Genomic DNA, 22,653 nt, shown 5'->3' on the forward strand with positions numbered 1-22,653 from the left:
ATTTTTGTTTAACACAGGAGTATAATAAAATGCTAGAAAAACTTAAAATAATAAAAGAAAAATATTTACTGTTACAAAAAAAAATGTTGAAAACTGTAAATAATATAGAAATTTTAAAAGAAATAAATGAATTAAATAAAATTGTTTCTATTTATGATGAATATCTTATTTTAGAAAAAGAAAAAAATGAAATTACAAAATTAATTTCTGAAAATAATATAAAAAAAGAAGAAAATGAATTTATTGTTTTATTTAAAGAAGAACAAAAAAATTTAGAAATTGAAATAACAGAAAAATTAAATCAATTAAAAAAAATATTATTATTTAAAAAAAAAGATAATAACAAAAGCGCTATTATCGAAATTAAAGCAGCGGCCGGAGGAAACGAATCAAATCTGTTTGTGGCTGATTTATTCCGTGCTTATGTTAAATATGCTGAAAGTAAAAAATGGAGAATAAATGTCCTTAATTTAGTAAATAGTGCTAAAAATGGAATTTCTTCTGTTGAAATGATTATTTACGGAGATAATGTTTATTCTTTTTTTAAAAATGAATCAGGAATACATAGAGTTCAAAGAGTTCCTGAAACAGAAAAACGTGGAAGAATTCATACATCTACGATTAAAATTTTAGTGTCTCTTAATGAAGAAGAAAAAAAAATAGATTTAAATTGGAATGATATTAGAGTAGATACATTTAATTCAAGTGGTCCAGGAGGACAATCAGTAAATACAACTAAATCAGCTGTTCGTTTGACTTATTTACCTACTGGTGATAGTGTGGCCTGTCAAATATTTAAAAGTCAATATCAAAATAAAGACAAAGCTTTTCAACTATTAAAAAATAAAATTTATAATAAGTTAATATTACAAAAACAACAACAACAAAACGATATTAGAAAAAATTTAATTGGTAAGGGCGATCGTAGTGCTAAAATAAGAACTTATAATTATGCTCAAAATAGAATTACTGATCATCGTATAAATTTAACTTTACAAAAATTAGATTTTTTTATGGAAGGAAAAATAGATTTAGTTATTGAACTTTTAAATAACGAATTAGAAAAAAAATTATCAAAGAAAAAATATAAATATGTTAAAATCTAAAATAATTATTTTTCCTACAGATACTGTTTATGGATTAGGTTGTTCCATATATGATCAGGAAAGTTTAAAAAAAATTTATACTATTAAAAAAAGAGATAAAAATAAACCAATAAGTGTCTTGTTTTCTTCTTTAGAACAAATAAAAGAAATAGCGATAATAGATAACAAAGTTGAAAAATTGGCTATTTCTTTTTGGCCTGGACCATTAACTATTATTATACCGACAACAAAAAAATATTATGATAAAACAAAAGAAAAAAGAATAGGAATTAGAATTCCAAATCATTCTCTAGCTTTACAAATTTTAAACAAAAAAGGACCTTTAAAAGTGACTTCTGTTAATAAAAGTGGAGAATCACCTTTAAATAATTATTTAGAGATTAAAAAACAATATCAAAATAAAGTTGATTATATTTATCCTAATAATAAAATATTATCAAATATAAGTTCTACTGTTATAGATACCACTTCTCCTAAATGGTTTTTGGTAAGAGAAGGTTCTATTTCTTTATCAATGATAAATAAAATTATAGATTAAATATTTTTTTTTTTATCAAAAGATATTTTAAAGCGCTTTCAGGATCCATAAATCCTTGTTTAACTTTGTAATATATTCTAAAAAGAATTAAAAATAAATTTTTTATTTTATCCATAGGTAATAATTTAATTTCTTTAATTAAATTAAAAATTTTTGGCAAAGAATATTGTAAAAGAGTTGATATTTCATCTTCTGTTTTTTTTTCATTTATTAAATGTTGAATTAAAATCATTTCTTGTAATTTTTGTAAAATTTGATAAATAATAAACATAGAATTATATTTTTGATTTATCAAATGGTCTAATAAATCAAAATTATCTTTCATTTTTGAATTATTTATAATTGAATTGATAAATAAAAATATAATGTTGTCTTTATAACCAACTAATTGTTTAATTATTTCTATATTTTCAATATTTTTATTTGAACATGATAAATAATATAATTTAATTTTTTTTATTTCTTCTTTTAATAATAATAAATTATTTTGAGTGTTTTTAATTAAAAAATAAATAATTTCAGAATTTACAACAAATCCATCTTCTTCAAAAAGTTTTTTAGTATGATTAATTAAATTTTGATATGATAATTTATTTTGTTTTTTAATAATAAAATAATTATTTATTTTTTCTTGTATATCTGGAAGAAAATTATTATCTTTTTCTTCAGCTAAATAAAGAATAATATTTTTTATTGGTTCTTTGAAGAAATTTAATAAAAAATTTAAATTTATATTTTTTTTTGAAAATAAAAAAGAAATATTTTTGATAAAAAGTACTTTTTTATCATAAAAAAAACAACTAGTATATAATTCTTTAGCAATATTTTTAGCCATTTCGGTATAATTATCTTTTTGAATAGAATAAAATAAAAAATTATAATTTTTTTTATAACATAAACTCTTTAAATTATTTTTAGTTTGCTCTAAAAAAAATTTTTGTTCATAAATAAATAAATTTAAAGAATTAATTTTCATAATAAACCTCTTAATAATAAATTTTTTTAATAGAATATTTATTTAAAAATTATTAATAGCTCTGGGATGGTATTTAAAATATGTTTTTTTTAAATATTTTTGACTAATATGAGTATAAATTTGAGTAGTTGAAATATCTTCATGTCCTAAAATATTTTGTAAAGTTCTTAAATCTATTCCATTTTCTAATAAATGAGTAGCAAAAGAATGTCTTAATGTATGAGGGGAACATTCGTTTCTTAAATTAGCTTTTTTAGTTATTTTTTTAAAAATTTTATAACATCCTTGTCTTGATAAACGTTCTCCTTTTTTATTTAAAAAAACAAATAAACTTGTTTTATTTTTTAAAAAAGTAGAACGTCCTTTTTGTAAATATTTTTTTAATTTTTTAGAAGAATATTTTGTAACAGGGACTATTCTTTCTTTGTTTCCTTTTCCTATAATAATAATATAAGATTTTTCTAAATATAAATTAGACAAAGTTAAATTTAAAATTTCTGATATCCTTAAACCTGAACCATACATTAATTCAAAAATAGCTTGATTTCTTAAAGAAATCAAGCTATTTTTATCAGGAATACATTTTAAAAACAAAAAAACTTCTTTTAAAGATAAAACTAAAGGTAATTTTTTTTCTATTTTAGGAATTTTTAAAATAAGAGCCACATTATATTTTATTTTTTTTTCTAAAAACAAAAAATAATGAAATTTTTTAATAACAATAATTTTTCGAGCTAAACTTTTGCTACTGATATTATAAAAATTAACAATATTTTCTAAAAAAAGAGAAATATCTTTTTGAGTTATTTGATTAGGATCTTTAATATTTAAATTTATTATCATAAAATTTAAATATTGATTTATATCATTTGCATAAGCTTCAATAGTGTTCGAAGATAATAATAATTCATGTTTGATATATAATTTAAATTCTAATAAAAAATTTTTCATTATTATATAAACTTTCTTTAATATCGAAAATTTTATTATTTTCTAATAAATTTTAAATTTATTTTATTCAATGTAATATATATAACAAGTGAGTTCACAGCTAATTTAATAAAAGTTAATAATAAAGAAACTAAATGTATGTTTCTATCCCAAATAGATAAAAAAATAATAGAAAAGATAGCTATAAAAAAATTTAATACATTAATTGATGTGGATATAGTTTTATTTTTATAAATAACTAAATATTTAGCAATAATATCTATTCCTCCCGTGGAACTACCAATATTGATACACATACCAATGGTAAATGACGAAAAAATAGATACAATCATAACTCTTAATAAAGATTTCCAAATTCCACAATTTTTTGATATCCAACCAAAACAATAACTCCAAGATTTTAACATTCCTTTAGGATTATTTATTAAATAAGTTAATATAAATAAAAAAACAAAAAAACCAATAATATTAATCAAAGAATTTAAACTAAATTTCAAATCTAATTTAGGGAAAGAAATAAAAATAAATAAAAATAAATTTACAACGGCAAAAAAACAAGCTGCAAACCAACCATTAAAAGATTCGTTTTGAATTTGAAAAATACTTTTTAAAATTTTGGCAATAGCATCTCCAATACCATGAATACCTGTAGTATACAACTTAATATCATAATCACCGCTCATCAAAATAACATCAATAAAAGTATATAAAAACATTAAAAATAACGAAATAAGAATTATTATGATATTATATTTTGTTAAAAATTTATCATCATGATTTATATTCATTTTTGTAATATTTTGGCCTTTTTCCAACATATTAATTTTATATTTTCCATATTCTAATTATTTTATTATTTAAAAAAATTTAAACAACGATTACACAATTGTTCTAAATCTTTATTTTCTATAACATTCCAACATCTAGGACAAGTATTTCCTAAGGCTGGTATTATTTTAATCTCAAAAATTTCGGATTTTATTATTTCTAATTTTGATACGATTAATAATTGATGCAGTTTATCTTTAATTTCTAAAACATTCAGCATTTCAATATATTTTAATGGTAATTTTAAAATTAATTTAGCTTGTAAAGATTTATTAATGATTTTATTTATTCTTGATTCTTCTAATTGTTTTAAAATTTGTTCTCTAAAAATAAAAAATAATTTATAATTAGTTTTTTTTTGTTCTATGTTTATCTTTTGGGAATAAAGAGATATCCATTCTTCTAATTCTTTTTTTTGAGGAATTGATTCTAAATAAATATCTTCTTTTTGAGCAAAAGATAAATTTTGATATATTTCCGAAGTAGTATGTGGAATAATAGGAGTTAAAATTTTTAAAAAAGACATTAAAATATCGTATATAGTAGATTGAATTACATTTCTTTCCCAATTATTTTCTTTTTCAATATATAAAATATCTTTACTAAAATCTAGATAAAAAGCACTCATTTTATTTGAAATAAATGGATATAATAAACTTAAAATTTGATCAAAATTATAATTTTCGTAATATTCTATTATCTTAAGAAAAATATCTTTAAATTCTAAAATAAATAATTTATGAAATAAAGGTCTTTTTTCGAAAGAAATATAACATTTTTTAGAAGGATCGAATTTATTTAAATTACCTAACATAAAACGAAAAGTGTTTCTGATTTTTTTATATTTTTCTTCTATTTGTTTTAAGATAGCATCATCTAATTTAACATCTACATTATAACTAATATTAGCTACCCATAATCTTAAAATATCCGCTCCTTTTTGTTTTATAATTTGTAAAGGATCAACGACATTATTTAATGATTTACTCATTTTTTTCCCTTTTCCGTCTAAAACAAAACCATGCGTAATAATTGTTTTATAAGGTGCTTTTTGAAAAGCAGCTACAGAAGTAATTAAAGAAGAATTAAACCAACCGCGATATTGATCTGCACCTTCTAAATAAACATCAGAAGTTATGAAATTATTATTTGTTTTTTGAAAAGTACTATAAGAAGTTCCTGAATCAAACCAAACATCCATAATGTCTGTTTCTTTACTGAAAATATTATTAGGGCTTTTTTTGTTTTTATAATTAGGAGGTAATAATTTTGAAGCTTCCCATTCAAACCAAATTTCTTTACCATTTTTTCTTATTAAATCAGAAACATGTTTAATTAAAAATTCATCTAAAATAGGTTGTTCATCTTCTGTATAAAAAATAGGAATCGGAACACCCCAATTTCTTTGACGACTTATTACCCAATCATTTCTATCTTTAATCATGTTATGTATTTTAATTTTACCCCATTTAGGAATCCATTTAATTTTTTGAATTTCAGATAATAATTGTTCTTTAATTTTTTCAATATTTAAAAACCACTGAGGAATAGCTAAAAAAACAACTGGTTTTTTATTTCTTTCATCATGAGGGTAAGAATGATTTAATATTGTTGAATTAATTAAAAGATTATTTTTTTTTAAATCTGAAACAATAATATTATTAGCTTTTTCGTAAAAAAGACCTTTATATTTTCCTGAAATTTCAGTCATTAATCCTTTTTTATCAATACTTAATAAAATATCTAATTTATATTTTTCGCTTAATAAAAAGTCATCATGACCATGTCCCGGAGCTATATGAACTAAACCTGTGCCTTCTGTATCAGAAACAAAAGTATCTAAAACAATTTTATTTTGTTTATTGAAAAGTTTATTTTCATATATAAAATTATTTAAAAAACTACCTTTAAAAGTTTTTATTATTTCTATTTGTTGCCAATTAAATTTTTCTTTTAAATTATTTAAAACTGAAGCTCCTATAATATATTTATCATTATTAATTTTTGTTAAGTGATAATCTTTATTAGGATGTGCACAAATAGCTACATTAGCTGGTAAAGTCCAAGGAGTTGTTGTCCAAACTAATAATTTAGCATCTTGAAAAATATCTTCTTTTATATTTAATTTTATAAGAGGAAAAAGAACAAAAATAGAAAGTGTTTTATGATTTTTATATTCTATTTCTGATTCAGCTAAAACAGATTGTAAAAAAGGTGACCAATAAATAGGTTTTAATTTTTTAAAAATTAATTTTTTAGCAATCATTTTACCAAAAATATTTATTTGGTCAGCTATAAAAGAATTATTTAAAGTTAAATAAGGTTTTTCCCATTGACCTAAAATACCTAATCTTTGGAAATTTTTTTTCTGTTTTTGTACAAAATCTATAGCTATTTCTTGACATTTATTTAAAAAATTTTTTTTAGAAGATAATTTATCTTTAGAATATTTTTTTAATATAACTGTTTCAATAGGAAGACCGTGACAATCCCATCCTGGAACATAAGGAGCATAAAAACCTTGCATTGTTTTAAAACGTATAATAAAATCTTTTAAAATTTTATTTAAAGCGTGTCCGATATGAATATTTCCATTAGCATAAGGAGGACCATCATGAAGAAAAAAAGAAATATTATTTTTATTTTTTTCTAAAACCTTGTCATATAATTTAATATTTTTCCATTTATTTTGTATATCAATTTCTTTTTTACTTAAATTACCTTTCATAGGAAAATTTGTCAAAGGCATTAACAAAGTTTTTTTATAATCTTTATTTATCATAATACTCTCTTTTAATTAAAATTGTATAAAAATTTATAGATATCTTATTATTTTTTATTTAGAAACATTAAAATAAAAAGTAATAATATCTCCATCTTGAACTAAATAATTTTTTCCTTCTAATCTTAATTTACCTTTTTCTTTAACTTTGATAAAATTAGGAGCGTTAACTAAATCTACATAATTACAAATTTCCGCTTTAATAAACCCTCTTTGAAAATCACTATGAATTATACCGCCACATTCTGGAGCAGTCATGCCTTTTAAAAAAGGCCATGCTTTTGTTTCTTTTTTTCCTGAAGTAAAATAAGTGTTTAAACCTAATAGTTTATAACTTTTTTGAATAATTTCTTGTAAAGCACTATTTTTTAAATTATACATAGATAAAAAATTTTTTTGTTCCTCTTTATTTAAAAGAGATAATTCTTTTTCTAATAAAATACAAACAGGAATAAATTCTCTTCCTTTTGTTTTACTATGCATGTACATTTTTTTAAAAAAAATATTATTTTTTAAATCTGATAAATCTTTTTCTTGAAAATTACCAATATAAATCATAGGTTTTAAAGATAATAAATTAAAATTTTTCATTATTTTTAATTCTTCTTTATTCCAACTAATTTGAGAAATATTAATATCTTTTTCTAAATATGATTTTAATTTATTTAATATTTCTTCTTCCTCTAAAATTTCTTTATTTAAAGAAGATTTTTTTTGTTTATTAATTTTGGATAAACGTTTTGCGATTTGTTCTAAATCAGAAAGAATTAATTCTGTTTCAATAATAAAACTATCTTCAATAGGATCTACTTTATCATTAACATGAATAATATTTGGATCTTCAAAACATTTAACTACATGACAAATAGCATCCACATCTCTAATATGTTTTAAAAACTGATTTCCTAAACCTTCTCCTTTAGAGGCGTTTTTAACTAAACCTGCAATATCTATAAATTGGATTTGAGTTGTTATAATTTTTTGAGATTGTGAAAAATTAGCTAAAAAATCAAGACGTTTATCTTGAACAGCTACAACACCGACATTAGGTTGAATAGTAGCAAAAGGATAATTAGCTTCTAAAACTTTCATATTTGTTATAGCGTTAAATAAAGTTGATTTTCCTACGTTAGGTAAACCTACTATTCCGACTTTCATAATTTTAATTATTAACCTTTTTAATTTCTAAATATATTTTTTATTTTGTTAATTTGTTTATTATTTTTTTAAAAAATAATAAACATAAATAATTTATTTTTTACTATATTTTAATATTTTTTCGAACTAGTTTCTAAAATAATTTATATTATTTAAAATATGTAATATATATACATATTTTACTTTAAAAAATATTTTTTTAATTATATTTATTATATTTATAATATTTTTTTAAATTTAATTTTAAAAATATTTAAAATTAATTAAATTTTTTAAAATTTGTTAAATTTATTTAATTTGATATTATAATATGTTTAATTTATTATTATAATAATTTAGATAAATATTTTTAAGTATTATTTCTTATCTTAAAAATTATTTAAATTATTTTTTTATTTTATTTTTAGTTTAATTTATTATTAATTTATATTTTAAATATATTAAAAATAAATATAAAAAAGGCTAAAAATGAATATGGTAATTAAAAATAAATATTTTTTATTAGGTTTTTTGAGTTTTGGTTCTTCATCATTATTTTGTTTTTTAATATATTATTTAAATAAAATAAACTTTATTAGATAAAAACTTCATTTTATTTTAAAAAATAAATAAAATTATTAATTTAAAAAATATAATAGATTTGTAATTATAATAAATTTTAATTTTCATAATTAAATTTATAAATATGAACATGAATGATTTGTTATAAATCAATTATTTACTAAAAAAATTTATTATTTTTATAATAAAAAACACTTTTAATTAATCATATAGTAACGAAGAAATAAATAAAAAAATATTAATATAAAATATTGAATTCAAAATGTTTAATCAAGATATTATTATCGAAGAATAATTAATTCGGAAAAAATTTTAAAAAAACAAATATTTTGTATTAAAAATAATTAATCGGTTGTTAAAAAAAGATAATAAAGAGGAATTTCTTTTGCGAAAAAAGATAAAATAATTTATAAATACAATTTTTAATTTATTATATAAAAATAATAATAATTAAAAAAATATAATTTAAATTATTATTTATAAAAAATAATTATAATTAATAACATAGACATAAATTATATTATTTTTTTATTTTTCGTTTGATTATAAAAAAATTTTTTATTTAAAATATTTAAAATAATAAAAATTTTATTTAATATATTATTTCAAAATACATTTTAATGAAAGGTTTAAATATAACACAAATGCAAAAAATTGAAAATAAAATAAATTTAAAACGTTTATTCTTTTTATTTATTCCAATTATTTTATTAATTTCTAATAACTCATTAATTTTTGCAGATAAAGAAAAACCATTATCCGATATTTTAACATATAGAGAATTAGGAACAATAACAACAAAAGGTCAACAACCTACTAAAGATGAAATTATAGATCAAGTAAAAAAATTGAACAATAGTTTGAAAGAATCAAATTTTTTAAGAATAGATAATGATCCAAAAGAAAATAAAGCTATAGTTAAATCTAATAATAATGATTATACAGGAGAAGTAGAAGTTACTTTTACTGTTGAAAAATACAAAAAACCATTATCCGATATTTTAACATATAGAGAATTAGGAACAATAACAACAAAAGGTCAACAACCTACTAAAGATGAAGTTATAGATCAAGTAAAAAAATTGAACAATAGTTTGAAAGAATCAAATTTTTTAAGAATAGATAATGATCCAAAAGAAAATAAAGCTATAGTTAAATCTAATAATAATGATTATACAGGAGAAGTAGAAGTTACTTTTACTGTTGAAAAAAAAGAAAATATAAATGATAATATAAATAAAACTTCTGAAATCGTTACAGAATCAAATAAAGAAAATACTTCTTTTTTAAAAAATAAATGGTTATGTACGATAATAATACTTATTATAATTGGATCTGTTGGTTTTTTTGTTTGGAAATAACAAAAAAATTCTAGATAAAAATTTTTAAATAAAAAAAAGACTTTTTAAGGTCTTTTTTATTTTTTTTAAAAAATATTATAAAAAAAAGAAGAATTAAATCCTTTTTTTATTTTATGATTTGAAAAATAAATTCTTTATAAACTAGTTTATAATTATTTTCTACAATAATAAATTATAAACATTTATTTAAAAAAATTTATATTATTACAATATAAAAATTATAATATAATGAATTTCGAATTAAAAAATTTTGAACAAATAAAAGATAATTTACAAAAATAAAAAATTTTCAGCATTAAGACAATATTTTGAAAGTATAATATTATCAAAATTTTTTTTTTATACGATTATTAGAATAAATAATAACAATAAATAGAACAATAAGAACAAATAAAAAAGAAAAAATTAAAGTCAAATTTTCTTTTAATTTGTATATTTTAAAAAAATTAAATATATCTTTTTCTTTTAATAAAGAAACTTTAATAAAATTATGTGGTAAATTATTAGATTCTTCCAAAATATTATTAAATCCTAGAAAATTACCTTTATTGTCAAAATATAAAAAATTAAATTTAGAATTATCAATTTTATTTTTATTTTTTAAATCAAATACAGAATCACACAAGAAAAAATCATCTTTTTTATAACTTACAACACCTTTGAACATTTGAGGAAAATAATTATCATTATAGTTATTTATTAAAAAAAATATTTCTTCTCCTAAATTTAAATTTTTAGAAGATCTGGTTGGAATAATATCGTAATTATTGGAAGATTCAAAAGTTATTAAAATCAAATTATTATTTCCTAATAAAAAACTTTTAATTTGACCTTTTTCTTTTTCATAATTATCATTATGAAAAATAGTTATTTGAATTTCATTAGAAAAAATATTTTTAATCGATTCTATTAATGATAATAATTTATTCTTATTATTTGTATAAGTAGATAAAACAAAATATAAAAAATTATTATTTGGTAAAGATTTTTTTTGAAAAACAATTCCATTACCACTAATTTCTTTATTTTTATCCCAACAAATTAAAGAATTTTTTATTTTCTTTAAATTATCAAATTGAAATTTTTCATTTATTTCCATATTATCATTATTTTGTTCATAAGGATAAACCAATTCTAAAGATATAAAGGGTTCATGTTGTTCTTTTAAGCGAATATCATCGATATTATAAATTTTAATTTCATTTAAATTATTTGAATCTTTTTTTTCAAAAATAATGTCATTTGTTTCCTCATTATAAGCGATTTTTATTTGCTCTTTTTTGGGGTTTAAAGAAAATATTTGCTCTTTTTTATAAAAAATAACTACTAATTTAATATTTAATTTTAATTCTTTTTCTTCTTTTATTAACTCAGAAGTAATTGATTTTATTTTGTTATTTCGAAAATAATTTAATAATTCTTCAATTTTAATAGTAATATTATTTTTAGTTTTTATTAAAGAATTTTGATTTTGATTAAAAGGCGGAAATGAATTTAATTCGTTTTTTAAATAATTATAATCTTCTGGTAAAATTTTAAAAAATTTTTTAATTGGATTTTTTTTATGCAATTCAATTATTCTATTACATATTTTTTTAACATGATTAATATTAAGACATTGAGAAGTTCTATCTGGCATATAATCACTCATAATAACACTTTTATTTATGCCTATAATTTCGAAATGAGTATTAAAAACAGGACCTCCACTATTACCTGAATCAATTTGGATATCAAAAGAAATTTCTTTTTCATTATAATCAACAATATTACCTTTTTTTAATAAATTAACTCCCCAAATAATATTTGGTTTTAAAGATAAATCTATATCTTTATCTTTCGAAAAAGTATCGAAATTATCCAAAGTTAATTTTTTTAATTTAATTTGAGAAATTTGAGATCCCATACTATAAACAACTTCACCTTGATAAACATTTATTTTTTTCTTAGGCAAAACTTTATCTAAAATTGTTTTTATTTCTTCAAAATTTTTTTTATTTTTATTTCTAAAAGTTAAAATAGCTATATCATCATATACATCTTGATTATTTATAAAACCAAATATTTCCGCCTCTTCTTGAAAATAAATGTTAAAAAGTTCAATTTTTATTGATGAATATTCTGAATCTTTTTTTAATACATTTCTAAATACATGTCTATTAGTTAAAACATAATAATCATAAAATATTTCATTATTTTCCATTATTTCTTTAACACAAAAAATAAAACCAGAACCTAAACTAAAAAATTTATTTTTCATAAAATTTTCGACTTTAATCAAAAAAGTGATTTTATTTAAATTTTTTATTTCCTCATCGAAAGGATAATTTAATTTTGTATTTTCTAGGTTATTGTTTTGTTGTAAATTTTTCTTTTCGATATTCAATTGATTTATTTGGCATTTATATAATATTATCTGATCGAAAATATAATTTAAAAAATTTTTTTTAGAATCAATTTTGGATTCACTATTATACAACCCTAAAAACAATCCTTCTTGATTTAAAAAAATTTTATATTTCTTTTTATCTAATTCTAGCAAAAAATAATATTTATTTGTAATATCAATATCTTTTTCAGAAGATGATTCTGGTTGTTTTAAATTAAATTGACATTTAAGAAAATAAAAAATAGAATTAGATGTTATTATATGATTAATTGTAATATTCGGATCTTGATTTGGTACAGAAATACCTATAAATTCTCCTTTAGTATTGAAAAATATTTTATTTTTTTCTCCTTTGATAGAAATAGGCAAATATTCTTTATCGCTTAAATCATAATTTTTACTTACAATACCTTCTTGAAAAGGTTCTATATGAGATACAATATCTAAAGTAAAAGCATATACTACATCTCCTTTATTAAAACGATGAGGTTTTAAAATAAAGGATGGTTTATCTTTTTTAAAATCAAAGATATTTTGAATTTTTTTTTGCATGTCTTCTATCATTTGAATTTTTTCTTTTAAAACTTTATCTTTTAAATTAAATGTAATTTGGTTTTTTTTATAATCATTTTGAATAATTTGATTTTGATATTTAATAAATAAATATTTATAATAAAAAAATAAAAATAATAAAAATATCAAAAAAAATAATAGAAATCTTTTTTTATTTATAAAAGATAAAATGATACTATCTATTTTTTTCAAGTGTTTTTTCATTTTCTAAATTATTGTTTTAAATTTTAAAAATCTATACAATAATATTTTTTTACAATTATAAAAATATAAATAAATTAATAATTAATTTAAAAATTACAAAATACTCTACTTATTAATAATATATGAATTAAAAAAGTTTTTATTTATTTTTTTAAAAATATTAATTTTATTATTGTAATTTATAAAAAAAATAATATAATAATATTAGCAGTCATTATAAATGAGTGCTAGAATTGATCGACACTAGAGGTATGAGCATTGCTTTCAAATCGCAAAAGATTAATTTTAAAGGCTGTTATAGAAAATTATTCTAAAGAAGTTAAACCTATAGGTTCTGATTTTTTATCTAAAATACCTTATTTAAAATTTTCCAGCGCTACTATCCGTTATGATATGTTGCAATTAGAAGAAAAAGGTTATTTAATAAAAAATCATAAATCTAGTGGTAGAATTCCTTCCTTAAAAGGTTATGTTTTTTATCTTAATAATTTAATGACTCGTAAGCCAGAAACTAAAGAAATTTTAACTTTATTTGAAAAAATAATTCAAAAAAAAAATTTAAATAAAGAAAAAATTGTTCAAGAAGTTTTAAAATTATTATGCAATTTAACAAATCATGCTATTATAGATATCAAACCTGATATTTTAAAAACAAGTAAAATTAAAAAAATTGATTTAATTTTTGTTAATCCTAGGCAAGCAGTTATTTTTGTTCTTACAAATAAAGGTCATTTGCAACATCAAAATATTTTTTTAGATGAAGATAAAGAATTTAAAGTAGAAGATTTAAAAATAATTGTAAATATTTTTAATAATTTGTTAATCAATAAATATTTAAACGAAGCTTTACAAATTATTCAAAGCGATCTTTGTCAAGAACAAATCAAAAAACATATTAAATATCAAGAAGAATTAATACAATTTTTTTTAGAAGCTTTTTATAAATTTTATAATAATAATACTTCTTTTTATGGTATTTCTAATTTTTTAACTTCTCAAACAGAACAAGAAATTATAAATATTAAAGATATATACGAAATTTTAAATACAAAAAAATTAATTAATTTTTTTTACGATTCGAAGGAAGTAATTTGTAAATTAGCTAATCAAATTAGATTAATTCCTTATAAAAAATTTATTTTTGTTTCTATTCCTTACAATATTAGCGAAAATGAAAAAGGATTTATAGCTGTTTTAGGTTTTAACGTAATTAAATATTCAGAAATTATACCTATTTTAGAATATTTATCAGCTCATATATCTCATTTATATGAAAAAAAATAAATAAAAAGGAGTTTTATTTTAGTTAAAATGAATGAAAAAAAAGATAAAAATTGCCAAAACTGTTCTTGTGATAAAACTAAAGAAAACGAGAATATAAAAAATTTCGCACAAGAAATTTGCCAAGAATATACTTGTGAAAAAGGCGAATGTCAAACAAACAATTGTCCAAAAGGAACTTGTGAGCAAGAAAATGGCCAAAAAGGAAATTGTCCGAAAGGTAATTGTGCACAAGAAATTTGCCAAGAAGATACTTGTGAAAAAGGCGAATGTCAAACAAACAATTGTCCAAAAGGAACTTGTGAGCAAGAAAATGGCCAAAAAGGAAATTGTCCGAAAGGTAATTGTGCACAAGGAAGTTGTCAAGAAGATACTTGTGACAAAGGCGAATGTCAAACAAACAATTGTCCAAAAGGAACTTGTGAGCAAGAGTATTCATGCGAAAACAATTTCTGTTGTAAAGACAATAATAAATGTCTTTTTAATAAAAATAAAGATGATCAAAAATGCACTAATGATTGTTTTGAATCAGTTAACAATAAAGAAGAAATTGAAAAATTAAAAATAGAAAAAAAACAATTACAAGAAAATTTATTAGAAATCACTAAAAAATATGATAATGAAAAATTAAAATATCAAGCAGATTTAGATAATTTTCAAAAAAGAATTCAAAAAGAAAAAATTCATTCTTTAAAATACGCTTCTATGAATTTAATTACTGAAATGTTAACCCCTTTAGAACAGTTAGAAAAAGCTTTAGAAATGACTACTGAAGAACCTTTATTAAAAAATTTTTTATTAGGTTTTAAAATGATTTTTAAACAAACAAAAGATATTTTGAAGAAAGATGGTGTTCAAGAAATTAAAGCTTTAGGCGAAAAATTTAATCCTGAATTTCATCATGCAATTGAAAAAATATCAGATAAAAATAAACCAAACGGAATTAACTTAGCAGTTATAGAAAAAGGTTTTTTATATAAAGATTTAGTTATTAAACCAGCAATGGTAAAAATAAACGAATGGAGTGATAATTCAAATGAAAACAAATAAAATTATTGGAATTGACTTAGGAACAACTAATTCTTGTGTTTCTGTTATGGAAGGCAAAGAAGCTAAAGTTATTATTAATTCAGAAGGTGGAAGAACTACACCTTCAATTGTAGCATTCAGAAATGATGAAATTTTAGTAGGTGAAGTTGCTAAAAGACAAATGTTAACTAATCCAAATACTATATTGTCTATTAAAAGACATATGGGAGAAAAAGATTTTACAGTTAATATTAAAGATAAAAAATATACACCTCAAGAAATAAGCGCAATGATTTTAAGAAATTTAAAAAAACAAGCTGAAGATTATTTAGGAGCAGAAGTAACAAATGCAATTATTACTGTACCTGCTTATTTTAATGATGCTCAAAGACAAGCTACTAAAGATGCTGGAAAAATTGCTGGTTTAGAAGTAAAAAGAATTATTAATGAACCAACAGCTGCTGCTTTAGCTTACGGTATTGATAAGCAAAGTGACAAAGAACAAAATATCTTAGTTTTTGACTTAGGCGGAGGAACTTTCGACGTTTCTATTTTAAATTTAGCAGAAGGTAATTTTTCTGTTTTATCAACTTCTGGAGATAATCTTTTAGGTGGAGATGATTTTGATAACAAAATCATTGAATTTTTACTAAAAGAAATTAAAAAAGAACATTTAGTAGATTTAAGTAAAGATAAAGCTGTAATGCAAAGATTAAAAAACGCTGCAGAAAATGCTAAAAAAGAATTAAGTAATGCTATGTCTGCTCAAATTTCTTTACCATTTTTAACAATGATCCAAAGACAAGAACAAGGAAATTCTGTTGGTGAATCTATTCATTTCGAATATAATTTAACAAGAGCTAAATTTAATGAATTAACTCAAGATTTAGTTGATCGTTGTTTAGTTCCTTTAAAACGTGCTTTGAAAGATGCTGATATGACTCCAGGAGAAATTCATCAAGTTTTATTAGTAGGCGGTTCAACTAGAATTCCAGCTGTTCAAGAATTAGTTAAAAAAGAATTAAATAAAAATACTTTAAATAAAAGTATTAACCCCGATGAAGTAGTTGCGATGGGAGCTTCTATTCAAGGTGGTATTTTATCAGGAGATGTTAAAGATATCGTTCTTTTAGATGTTACTCCACTTTCATTAGGAATCGAAACTTTAGGAAATGTTTTTACTAAATTAATCGAAAGAAATGCAACAATTCCGACAACAGCTAAACAAGTATTTTCTACTGCAGAAGATAACCAAACTTCAGTTGATATTCATGTGTTACAAGGAGAAAGACCTTTAGCAAGAGAAAACAAAACTTTAGGTAATTTCCGTTTAGATGACATCCAAGCTGCACAAAGAGGCATTCCGCAAATAGAAGTTACTTTTGATATTGACGTTAATGGTATTGTTTCTGTTAAAGCTAAAGATTTAGGAACTAACAAAGAACAAAAAATTACTATTTCAGGAAGCGGTTCTTTATCAGAAGACGAAATCAAAAGAATGATTAAAGAAGCCGAAGAAAATGCAGAAGCTGATAAAATTAAAAGAGAAAAAATTGATACTTTAAATGAAGCTAATAACTTAATCTTCCAAACTAGAAAATCTTTAGAAACTTTAAAAGATGAATTTCAACCAGAAGAAAAAAATAAAATTGAAGAACAAATTAAAGATTTAGAAGAAGCTTTAAAACAAGAAGATGTCGTAATTATTAAAGAAAAAATGAGTCTTTTAGAAAAAGAAACTCAATCAATAGCTGTAAAAGCTTATCAAAAAGCTCAAGAAAAATCAAAAGAAAATTCTACTCATGATAATTCTAAACCAGAAAATGAAAAAACTTTTAACCCAGATGAAGTAGTAGACGCCGAATTTAAAGAGAAGAAATAATTTTCTTTGACAGAATGCAAACCAAAAAAAGAAATTAATCTTTTTTTGGTTTCTTTATTAACTATAAAATTTAATATAAAACTAGAGGGGTTTTATTATGAAATCTAAAAGGGATTATTATGATGTTTTAGAAATTTCTAAAAATGCTAGTGATACAGAAATTAAAAAATCTTATCATAGGCTTGTTAAAAAATATCATCCTGATGTATCTAAAGAAGATGATGCTGCTACAAAATTTAAAGAAGTTCAAGAAGCTTATCAAGTATTAAGTAACGCGCAAAAAAGAAGTGATTATGATCGTTTTGGGCACCAAGACTATAGTAATTTTAATAATAGTGGTTTTCAAGGATTTAACCAAGGTTTTAGTAGTTCCGATTTTGGTAATTTTGATGATATTTTTGGAAGTTTTTTTGGAGAAAATAGAACTAATAAACAAAAAAATACAAATAATATTAAAGATAAATACGTAGAATGTGTTATTGATTTTTTAGAATCGTGTTTAGGCGGAAAAAAAGAAATTAAGGTTGATTTTGAAGAAGATTGTAAACAATGTCATGGAACAGGAGCACAAAATAAAACAGATGTTAAAATTTGTAATTATTGTAATGGAACAGGGCATATTATAAAATATCAAAGAACTTTTTTAGGAAATATCAGCACCCAACAAGTATGTTCTTATTGTAGAGGAGCAGGTCGAATAATTGCTAAAAAATGTTCATTTTGTAAATCTTCTAAAAGAGTTTTAAATGTTAAAACAATAAGCATTGATATTCCTGCTGGAGTTGAAGATGGAATGACAATGAAACTTGATCAACAAGGACACAGAGGACACTTAAATTCAAAAAATAGTGATTTATATATAACTTTTAAAATTCGACCTCATGAAATTTTTGAAAGAGAAAAACAAAATATTATTTCCACTGTTTGGATTAATTTTTATGATGCTATCTTAGGAAAAGAATTAAGTATTCCTACTATTTATGGCGAAGTCGAATTAAAAATACCAGAAGGAACACAAACTCATACTAAATTTAAATTAAAAAATAAAGGTATTTCTTATTTACATTCCAATTTTCGTAAAGGAGATCATTTTGTTATTGTCAAAATTAAAACTCCTAATAAATTATCTAGTCATCAAAAAAAACTTATTGAACAAATTAAAGAATTGGACACATTTAACGAAAATATCAAAAAAAATAAATCTTGGTTTTTTTAAGGAAAATAAAATTTTTTTCTCAAAAAATTTTATTTATCAATATAATAAATAAAAAATTAAAATTTTTTTATAATATTCTTTTTTTATTTTGAAAGGAAAATCAATGATTTTAGTAAAATATAATAGATTAAAAGATTTTAAGCCTTATTTTTATTTCGCTTTAGAAGAATATATTTTGAATAATCTTTTAAAAAAAGACGAAGTGTTTTTTTTTCAATGGCAAATCAAAGGTGTAGTTATAGGGAAAAATCAAATTATTGAAAATGAAGTAAATTTTAATTTTACTACAAAAAATAAAATTAAATTATTTAGAAGACCGACTGGCGGAGGGTGCGTTTATAATGATCCTCAAACACCTCTTTTTAGTATTATTACTGCTAAAAAAGATAAAAATTTTAATTTTCGAGAATATTTAGGAAAAATTATCGAAGCTTTTCAAAAATTAGGAATTAATTTATATTTTAGTGGTAGAAATGATATTCTTTTAAATGAAAAAAAAGTTTCAGGAAATGCCTTTATGCAAAATAAAAACGGTATTTTAATTCATGGAACTTTATTGTATGACTGTGATATTTATACCATGGTAAGATGTATTACCGCTAATAATGAAAAATTAATTTCTAAAGGAATTACAAGTGTTTCTTCAAGAGTTATTAATTTAAAAGAACATTTAAATGGAATGTCTCAACAAAAATTGATGGATTATCTAAATAATTATTTAACAAATGAAGAATATAATTTAACTTTAGATGAAATATATAAAATTGAAAAAATGGCAAAAAAATATTCTTCTAAAGAATGGATTTTTGGAGAACATCCCGAATATGATAAAAGATTAAAAAAACGTTTTCATTGGGGTAATTTAGAAATTTTCTTATCTTTAAAAAACGGCAAAATATTGAAAATAATTTTTAAAGGAGATTTTTTTCATAAAGAAAATAATTTATCAGAATTTTTAGAAAAATTTATCAATGTTTCTTATAACAAAAAAAGTTTAAAAGAACTTTTGAAAAATATTGATATCAAAAATTATATTATCGATGCCTCTAATGAAGATTTACTATCTTTATTAGAAGAAGGAATTTTTTATTAAAAAAATAAATTTTTTTAAAATTTAAAGATTTTTTTATAAATTTTTTTAAATAAATTTAATAATTAATTAAACTTAATAATTAATTAATAAAAAACATCTATTTTTAATCAATTTTTAAAAAATTATTTATATAAATAAAAATAAATTAATTTTCCTCAAATTAAAAGTAGTGTTTTCAATTTCAAAAAGTTTTATTTTTTTAAAAATATTAAATAAAAAATAACTTTCTAAAGTTTGGTTAAAGAATTCATTTATATTTCAACATTATTTTTTTATATTAAAACAAAAATATATTTTTTAAAATATGTCATTATCCATTCAGATGGAACAAGTTAAAAGTTATATTTAAGTTAAACTATTTATTAAAAAAAATAGTTTGACTTATTTTTTTTGTTTCTAAATGGTTAAACTTAAAAAAAAGATTTAAAAAATGAAAAAAATTTTTAATTTAAAATAAATAATTAATTTTTGGATTCAAAATAATTATTTTAAAATTCTTTTATTTAATCAAAAAAAACTAATTATAACTTGGATAATCAAACTTTATATTTTAATTATGATTCCCTTTATGAAATTATTATGATGTTAAAAAAAATAAAAATTCTACTTTTTAAAATTCAAATTAATTTTCGAATGGATAAGAAATATATTTTTTATCTTCTAAAGAAAATTTTATATTTGAAATAAGAACTTGAAATAAATAATATGGTCGCTTTTAATGGAAAGATTATATCAACAAGCATTTGTTAATTCTGAGTCTCAAGAATTTGAATTTACATATTTTTATGTTATAATATTCACGATTAATGGATATTTTTTTTAATAAATATGTTTTTATTTATTTAAAAAATGAATTTATTTACAAGAATTTATAACATTGCGCACAAATTTTTTTATGTATCTATATTATTTTTTTATATTTTATTAAGTTTTTTATTAAGTTGATAACGTCTCAATATAATAAAAAAATTATTTTTATAAAGGAAAGAAATGAATTATATATGTTTCGAATAAATAAATTAAATAAAAGTTATATTGCTAAAGGTGGTTTTATTACGCCAGCTTTATCTAATATTTCGCTTACCTTATCTGATAAAGGAATGTGTTTTATTTTAGGTAAATCAGGCTCTGGAAAATCTACTTTCTTTAATATCTTAACTGGAATAGATACTGCTAGTGATGGAAAAGTTAGTGTTGCTAAAACTGATATTACTAATTTTAATCAAAGACTTTTAGATAACTATCGTAATGGGATGATTGGTTTTGTTTTTCAAGAATTTAATTTAATTGAAGATATGACCGTATTCGAAAATATTATTTTGACTAATCAATTGCAAAATAAAAAACCTGATATTAATTTAATTTACAGTTTATTAGAAAAAGTAGATTTAGATAAAAGTTTTTTGAATCGTAAAATAAATCAACTTTCAGGAGGGCAAAGACAAAGAGTAGGGATCGTAAGAGCTTTAGTAAAAGACCCTAATATTATTTTTGCAGACGAACCTACTGGTAATCTTGATAGTGAATCATCTAGTCAAGTTTTTGATTTATTAAAAGATTTATCTAAAGAAAAATTAGTAATTGTTGTGTCTCATGATAATGAAAATGCTTATAAATACGCAGATCGTATAATTGAAATGAAAGACGGTAAAATAATATCTGATTTCATACGCAAACATAATATTAAAGATAAAGTACAAGAAGAAAATTATTTGAAAGTAGGGCAAACTTTAACTAAAGAAATGTTAAATAATTTACAAAAACAACGGATAAATCAAAATGATCATTTTTCAAATAATTTCTCGCCAACTGATTCAAATAAAATTATCCAAGAAAGACACGACTTTATTTCTTTTCCTAGCTGTTTACCTTTGAATTTTATTTTTAAAAATGCTTGGAAAAGTTTTAAAAATAAAAAATTTTTTTTAGTTTTAGCCACTATAGTAACTGTATTTCTTACATTTATTTTTGTTGGTTGTATGTGTTTTTATTTTTTAGCTTTAAAAAGTAATGGATTCATTACTCATATGAAAACAATACAAAGATGGGAAACGCAAACATCGGATGAACTTAATGTCAAGTATAACTTTGAAATACCTAAAGAGTTGCTTTTGGAACTAAAAATGAAGGTAATTTCTACTGGAGTTCTTTTATTGTTTGATAATATTATTAATAAATGGGTTTTATTTTGGATTATATTTATTCCTGGTATAACGATTTGGCTTTATTTTCATATGAGTATTAAACTACAAAAAGGTAAAATAGGAATTTTAAGATCTTTAGGTTCTAATGGTATTAATGTAGGGAAAATTTTGATTTTAGAAGGTTTTATCTTCGCACTTATACAAACACTTTTTATTTTTGTTTTAATATTATATTTTGCATCTCCATTGATGTTTAGTTCTATTTCTATACAACCGATACAAAAAGAAGATATAAATAATCATTTTATTAACCATATAGATGAACTTGATGACTTGATTTGTAAAGCAGTTAAATGTCAACCCGAAATATTATTAGATAAAAATGAATCTAATTATTTTGTTAATTTTCTTCGAAATTTATTTTTGCCTTTTTTAATTTGGCATCCTATTTTAAGAGTTTTATATTTCATTCTTTTAAATTTTAGTTTTGTTTTCTTTATAACAATTTGTTTTATATCTTTTATTATTTATAAATGGTCTACAAAAAAACCAATTGATATTTTAAATAATAGATAATTATT

The 22,653-nt window shown here is 20.4% G+C and carries 15 protein-coding genes; 9 read left to right on the forward strand and 6 right to left on the reverse strand.

Annotation, left to right across the window (positions count from 1 at the left end):
- Window positions 1–29: 29 nt before the first annotated feature.
- Window positions 30–1,106, forward strand: coding sequence for a PCRF domain-containing protein (locus RS022_RS00170; protein ID WP_268849908.1), 1,077 nt, complete (start codon window positions 30–32; stop codon window positions 1,104–1,106).
- On the forward strand, window positions 1,093–1,644 hold the full coding sequence (locus tag RS022_RS00175; RefSeq protein ID WP_268849909.1) for an L-threonylcarbamoyladenylate synthase: 552 nt from the start codon (window positions 1,093–1,095) through the stop codon (window positions 1,642–1,644). Before RS022_RS00170 ends, RS022_RS00175 begins: the two co-directional genes overlap by 14 nt.
- Here the strand turns inward: RS022_RS00175 and holA are convergent.
- From holA to ychF, 5 genes are read right to left on the reverse strand one after another with little or no spacing between them, the layout of a single operon-like run.
- Window positions 1,634–2,620: a DNA polymerase III subunit delta gene (gene holA / locus RS022_RS00180; protein ID WP_268849910.1), complete on the reverse strand. Its 987-nt coding sequence runs from the start codon at window positions 2,618–2,620 to the stop codon at window positions 1,634–1,636. The genes RS022_RS00175 and holA overlap by 11 nt on opposite strands.
- Before the next feature lie 42 nt (window positions 2,621–2,662).
- Complete coding sequence (locus RS022_RS00185) at window positions 2,663–3,571, reverse strand: tyrosine recombinase (protein WP_268849911.1); 909 nt, start codon at window positions 3,569–3,571, stop codon at window positions 2,663–2,665.
- 35 nt (window positions 3,572–3,606) lie between these two features.
- On the reverse strand, window positions 3,607–4,389 hold the full coding sequence (locus RS022_RS00190) for a YitT family protein (protein WP_268849912.1): 783 nt from the start codon (window positions 4,387–4,389) through the stop codon (window positions 3,607–3,609).
- 35 nt (window positions 4,390–4,424) lie between these two features.
- On the reverse strand, window positions 4,425–7,181 hold the full coding sequence (ileS, locus tag RS022_RS00195; protein WP_268849913.1) for an isoleucine--tRNA ligase: 2,757 nt from the start codon (window positions 7,179–7,181) through the stop codon (window positions 4,425–4,427).
- Window positions 7,182–7,235: 54 nt separating this feature from the next.
- Complete coding sequence (gene ychF / locus RS022_RS00200; protein WP_268849914.1) at window positions 7,236–8,339, reverse strand: redox-regulated ATPase YchF; 1,104 nt, start codon at window positions 8,337–8,339, stop codon at window positions 7,236–7,238.
- A gap of 1,205 nt (window positions 8,340–9,544) precedes the next feature.
- Here ychF and RS022_RS00205 point away from each other — a divergent pair.
- The gene (locus RS022_RS00205; RefSeq protein WP_268849915.1) at window positions 9,545–10,261 is read left to right on the forward strand and encodes a hypothetical protein; all 717 of its coding nucleotides are present in this window, start codon (window positions 9,545–9,547) and stop codon (window positions 10,259–10,261) included.
- A 325-nt stretch (window positions 10,262–10,586) separates the two neighbouring features.
- Here the strand turns inward: RS022_RS00205 and RS022_RS00210 are convergent, their stop codons facing one another.
- Window positions 10,587–13,352, reverse strand: a complete 2,766-nt coding sequence (locus RS022_RS00210) for a S1 family peptidase (protein WP_268849916.1) — start codon at window positions 13,350–13,352, stop codon at window positions 10,587–10,589.
- 333 nt (window positions 13,353–13,685) lie between these two features.
- Between RS022_RS00210 and hrcA the strand changes: the two genes are divergently transcribed.
- The 6 genes from hrcA to RS022_RS00240 all read left to right on the forward strand — a co-directional run bounded on the left by hrcA (window position 13,686) and on the right by RS022_RS00240 (window position 22,648).
- On the forward strand, window positions 13,686–14,711 hold the full coding sequence (hrcA, locus tag RS022_RS00215) for a heat-inducible transcriptional repressor HrcA (protein WP_268849917.1): 1,026 nt from the start codon (window positions 13,686–13,688) through the stop codon (window positions 14,709–14,711).
- Between the two features lie 27 nt (window positions 14,712–14,738).
- The gene (locus tag RS022_RS00220) at window positions 14,739–15,758 is read left to right on the forward strand and encodes a nucleotide exchange factor GrpE (protein WP_268849918.1); all 1,020 of its coding nucleotides are present in this window, start codon (window positions 14,739–14,741) and stop codon (window positions 15,756–15,758) included.
- Window positions 15,745–17,619, forward strand: a complete 1,875-nt coding sequence (gene dnaK, locus RS022_RS00225) for a molecular chaperone DnaK (protein ID WP_268849919.1) — start codon at window positions 15,745–15,747, stop codon at window positions 17,617–17,619. The genes RS022_RS00220 and dnaK overlap by 14 nt, the downstream gene beginning before the upstream one ends.
- Before the next feature lie 97 nt (window positions 17,620–17,716).
- Window positions 17,717–18,835 carry a molecular chaperone DnaJ gene (gene dnaJ / locus RS022_RS00230; RefSeq protein ID WP_268849920.1) on the forward strand — a complete coding sequence of 373 codons (1,119 nt, stop codon included), beginning with the start codon at window positions 17,717–17,719 and terminating at the stop codon, window positions 18,833–18,835.
- Between the two features lie 103 nt (window positions 18,836–18,938).
- A complete protein-coding gene (locus tag RS022_RS00235) occupies window positions 18,939–19,928 on the forward strand; it encodes a lipoate--protein ligase (RefSeq protein WP_268849921.1) in 990 nt (329 codons plus the stop codon).
- A gap of 1,001 nt (window positions 19,929–20,929) precedes the next feature.
- Window positions 20,930–22,648, forward strand: a complete 1,719-nt coding sequence (locus tag RS022_RS00240) for an ABC transporter ATP-binding protein (protein WP_268849922.1) — start codon at window positions 20,930–20,932, stop codon at window positions 22,646–22,648.
- The last annotated feature ends 5 nt before the right edge of the window (window positions 22,649–22,653 follow it).

The organism is Candidatus Phytoplasma rubi, assembly GCF_026821955.1.
Classification (GTDB): domain Bacteria; phylum Bacillota_I; class Bacilli_A; order Acholeplasmatales; family Acholeplasmataceae; genus Phytoplasma; species Phytoplasma vitis.